Raw genomic sequence first — 3,717 nt, forward strand, 5'->3', positions numbered from 1 at the left:
AGAAACCGCCGGATTTTCATCCGGCGGCTGTGATTCTATCATCATATGTGATTTACAGACTATTGACAATATCCTTAAAGCGGTTGCCGCGCTCCATAAAGTTCTTGAAAATATCAAAGGAAGCACTTGCCGGGCTCATCAAAACAATGTCTCCATCCTCAGCAACTGCGGCTGCGCCACGGACTGCCTTTTCAAAATCGTCATAGGTATCAATCGGAAGCTCGTCCGCCTTATAATTATTAGCTGCCAGCACGGAAGCCTTAATTGCCGGTGCTGTCGAGTCATCCGGATTGGCATCAATCAATACCAAACGCTTGACATGGTCGCAGACAATCGGTCCAAACGAATCATACGGAATCTTCTTGTCATGACCGCCAGCGAGCAGAATCACCTTCTGCTTGAACGAACGCAGGCCTGCTGCTGTTCTCGTTGGGCTGGAGGCAATCGAGTCATTGTAATACTTGACGCCATTGAGTGTACGTACCAGCTCCAGACGATGCTCTACACCGCCGAAATCATGGGCAACATCACGCACGTTGTCAAAGGTCACTCTGCCATGGGTCATGCAGATTGCTGCCATGTAATTGGCAATGTTATGTGCACCAGGAATACGAATCTCATCTGCATCCATAATCTTGCGGCGGTTGCCGTCTTCTGCATACCAGATCACGCCGTCTTCCAGATATACGCCGTTCTCAACCGGTCCCTTCATCGAGAACTTGAGCAGTTCTACGCCTTCTGCCGGACGGAAATCCTGCGAAACAGCATCGTCTGCGTTGAGCACGAGCTTGGCACCCGGCTTCTGATTGATGAAGATGTGGGTCTTCGCCTCGATATACTCTGCCATATCCTTGTGAATATCCAGATGATTCGGCGTGACATTGGTTACCAGTGCAGCTGCCGGAGAGCACTTCATATCCATCAGCTGGAACGAAGACAGTTCAACAACAGCAAAATCGTTTTCATTGATAAACGGCACATCTGCCAGCAGCGGATGACCAATATTGCCGCCCAAATGACAGGTGTATCCTGCCTTCTTGAGGATTTCACAAGTCAATGTGGTGGTCGTCGTCTTGCCGTCAGATCCGGTAATCGCAAGGATCGGGCACGGACAAACCTGCATAAACACTTCCATCTCGCTGGTAATAACACTTCCCTGCTCGCGGGCCTTCACCAGTGCCGGCTGGTTCGGATGCATACCCGGCGTGCGGAAGATATAATCTCCAGACAGATTCTTCAAGTACTCGCTGCCAACAGAGAATTCTACACCAATGTCGTGCAGTCCTTCATAGATTTCTCCAAGCTCCTCTGTGGTCTTCCGGTCATGTACCGTGACATGTGCGCCGGCTTCCAGCAGCAGACTGATCAGCGGTGTGTTGCTGACCCCGATTCCAATGACAGTGACATTTTTGCCACTCATGGCTTCCAAAAAGCGATCATATGCACTCATTTCTCGAACCTCCAACATGTTTCGCCGCTGGTCTCTCCCAAACCCAAGCGAAATCACCTGTTTTATTCCATGTCAGGAAAACCGCCCCTGCGGGCGGTAAAAATCCTGCATTTCATTTAAATAAAGAGTGAGTAAAGAGTAAGCCGGGTTCTGTCATTGGAGCAGCCATCTATCTTGGACGCATGTTGCCATACGCCTCAAGCCACCTCCTCGGGACGGATCGGGCAAATCCTATATGTCCCTCCACGGTGTTGCTGCGGATAGAGTTTACAGAATTCCATAGTTACCTATGGAATTGGTGAGCTCTTACCTCGCCTTTCCACCCTTACCGCAGCCGAAGCCACGGCGGTATATCTCTGTTGCACTTTTCCTAGAGTCGCCTCCGGCGGACGTTATCCGTTATCCTGCCCTGCGCAGCCCGGACTTTCCTCACAGAAGGGCCTTTCGGCGCGATCTGCGCGACTGCTAACTTTACTCACTCCGTTTATTATACTAAAATCAGCGATTTTGTCAATCTTCAACTGAGAAAATCTCAGGATTTTTTTGCCGCAAATATGGCAAAACCATTGCTTGAAATTCCCCGTCATGGCAGCACCATCGCTCTCTGTCCACGAGAACTTGCTTGCCGTTTTCTGTTTGAACAGGTATTCTTTCTCGCTGTTTTACCTCCATTTGATAGAAATGATCTACAGAAACACGTACCATGCGCTGTACCTCATCTCCCAGTGAAAACGCAGGCGCATCTGTACAAATCATGAACACATGTGACATTTCTCGGTCATAATAACCAGGGATACGAAAATCTGGTGCACGGTACTCTCCCAAGGAAATGAGGTCATTTCCTGTCACATGCAGTCCAATTTCTTCTCGAAGCTCGCGCAGCATCGCCTGCATCGGCGTCTCTCCGGCATCTACATGCCCGCCGCACGGCAAATCAAAACAATCTGGAAAATCCTTCTTTGTGTGTGCCCGCTGCTGAAACCAAAGCACCGACTGATTCTCTTGTAAGATCCAGCAGTGCACGACACGGTGCAGCAATCCATGCTCATGCACTTCTTCGCGTGATGCCGTGCCGATACACTGCCAATCCTCATTATAAATATCCAATATTTCCCGCATGATCTCACCGCCTTGCTGTCATCATACCGCAAACCGGCAAGGATTACAATGGCTTCTATTGAATGGTCACATGATACAGCTTCATCCAATGATGCAGCTGTAAGAAATACGCGATCGTCTGCGGCGTCTGCATCAGCTGACCATACCACGGCTGCGCGCGCGATTGCGTCAATAATTGTTCCAGCGCATCCCGCCGGATAAAAGCAAACATCGGGGACGTTCCCTCATCCAGTATCTGCCGCAGCAAATTGCCCACAGCACGCATATATGCTGGATTGTGCGTTTTCGGATACGGACTTTTTTTGCGCATCCGAATTTCTTCCGGCACAATGCCTTTCACCGCTTCACGCAGCAATCCTTTTTCTCTGCCGTGTAGATCCTTCATGCTCCACGGGACGTTATACAGATACTCCGCGATGCGATGATCGCAGAACGGCACGCGGACTTCCAAGCCGCTGAACATACTCATTGCATCCTTTCGCATCAACAAAGTCTGCATAAACCACTCAAAGTTCAAACGGGTCATCTCTCGAATTCGTTTGTCGTCTTCCCCGTGAATACCCTCCGGTGTCACTTCCGCAATCGTCTGTCGGTACTTTTGATCCACAAATGCCTCTGCATCTATCTGCTCTTGCCATTCCTGTGTCAAGAAAGACGCGCGATATTGTGTCGATTGCGCCCACGGAAATCCCGCTTTGCGCCGAATATCCACATCGCGATACCATGGATACCCGCCAAAAATTTCATCCGCACACTCACCGGACAGTGCCACCGTGCCGATTTTTTTGATTTCTCGGCAAAATAACAGCAGTGAGGCATCTACATCCGCCATCCCCGGCAGATCCCGCGCTTCTACCGCTTCAAACAACGCCTGTACCAGCTGCGGCGTATCAATCTCTATCAGATGATTTTTCGCATCAATAGCATCATTCATGAGTCCCATATAGCTGTCATCACTATTTGGTTGAAAATGAGATGCCTGAAAATACCGCGCATTGTCTCGATATGTGACCGACACGGTATCCAACTGCCGCCCTTCCCGCGCGTATTGCCGCGCGGCTACAGCGGAAATAATGCTGGAATCCAAACCACCGGACAAAAACGTGCACAGAGGGACATCCGATACCAATTGCCGCTGTATGGCATCT

At 50.0% G+C, this 3,717-nt stretch carries 3 protein-coding genes and 1 other RNA gene; all 4 read right to left on the bottom strand.

Going from position 1 to position 3,717, the window contains the following annotated elements; all coding sequences use genetic code 11:
* Positions 1–52 precede the first annotated feature (52 nt).
* Positions 53–1,450, bottom strand: coding sequence for a UDP-N-acetylmuramoyl-L-alanine--D-glutamate ligase (gene murD / locus ACR0P9_RS08955; protein ID WP_432619347.1), 1,398 nt, complete (start codon positions 1,448–1,450; stop codon positions 53–55).
* Between the two features lie 124 nt (positions 1,451–1,574).
* Positions 1,575–1,928: RNase P RNA component class A (rnpB, locus tag ACR0P9_RS08960), an RNA gene on the bottom strand.
* Positions 1,929–1,960: 32 nt separating this feature from the next.
* Positions 1,961–2,569, bottom strand: coding sequence for an NUDIX hydrolase (locus ACR0P9_RS08965; RefSeq protein ID WP_432619349.1), 609 nt, complete (start codon positions 2,567–2,569; stop codon positions 1,961–1,963).
* A gap of 55 nt (positions 2,570–2,624) precedes the next feature.
* The coding region (locus tag ACR0P9_RS08970) for an asparagine synthetase B family protein (protein WP_432619351.1) at positions 2,625–3,717 on the bottom strand (1,093 nt) is incomplete at its 5' end.

The sequence above is a fragment of the Butyricicoccus sp. genome (assembly GCF_050872565.1).
Taxonomy (GTDB): domain Bacteria; phylum Bacillota; class Clostridia; order Oscillospirales; family Butyricicoccaceae; genus Butyricicoccus_A.

Bases quoted from the DNA above. Each gene is read 5' to 3' on its own strand.
- murD (WP_432619347.1), bottom strand. From the start codon at position 1,450: ATGAGTGCATATGATCGCTTTTTGGAAGCCATGAGTGGCAAAAATGTC.
- ACR0P9_RS08965 (WP_432619349.1), bottom strand. From the start codon at position 2,569: ATGCGGGAAATATTGGATATTTATAATGAGGATTGGCAGTGTATCGGC.